The 753-nt window shown below is 43.4% G+C and carries 1 protein-coding gene; it reads left to right on the forward strand.

Features of this window, described 5'->3' with window-relative positions; all coding sequences use genetic code 11:
* Window positions 1-753, forward strand: a 753-nt coding sequence (locus HT688_RS11495; RefSeq protein ID WP_172923814.1) for a DUF1542 domain-containing protein, incomplete at both ends; no start/stop codon positions are given.

Here is a 753-nt window from a genome sequence, read left to right on the forward strand (position 1 = left end):
CAGAAGCTCAATCTAAAGTAGAAGCAGCGAAAACAGCTTTAGACAAAGCAGCAGAATTATTGAAAGCTCTTGATAGAGATGGTGCTAAAAAAGAAATTGCAGCTGCTGCTAAAAAAGCGATAGATGCTATTGAAGCTAGTACAACCTTAACGCCAGAACAAAAGGCGGAAGAAAAAGCAAAAGTAGATAAAGAAGCAAAATATGCAACAGATGCTATTGATAAAGCAACAACTGAAGATGGTATCAATTCTGCAAAAGATAAAGGAAAATTAGCTATCGAAAAAGAAGTTGCAATTACAGCAATCAATGCTGAAAAAACAGCGAAAGAAAAAGAAATCGATAATAATTCTAACTTATCCGACGATGAAAAAGCAGCGGCTAAGGAACAAGCTAAAGCGGCAGCGGACAAAGCTATCCAAGCCATTGACGCAGCAAGCGACCAAGCAGGCGTAGATAAAGCGCAAGCAGACGGAATTGCCGCAGTAGCAGCAGTTAATCCAGTGGCTAAGGACAAAGCTAAGGAAGCAGTAGCAGCTAAGCTTAAGGAAAAAGAAGCCGAGATTGATGCGAACGCTAACCTTTCAGATGCAGAAAAAGCAGCGGCTAAGGAACAAGCTAAAGCGGCAGCGGACAAAGCTATCCAAGCCATTGACGCAGCAAGCGACCAAGCAGGCGTGGACAAAGCGCAAGCAGACGGAATTGCCGCAATAGCAGCAGTTAACCCAGTGGCTAAAGACAAGGCTAAGGCAGCAG

It is taken from the genome of Streptococcus sp. 1559, assembly GCF_013276735.1.
In the GTDB taxonomy this organism is placed as follows: Bacteria; Bacillota; Bacilli; order Lactobacillales; family Streptococcaceae; genus Streptococcus; species Streptococcus pseudopneumoniae.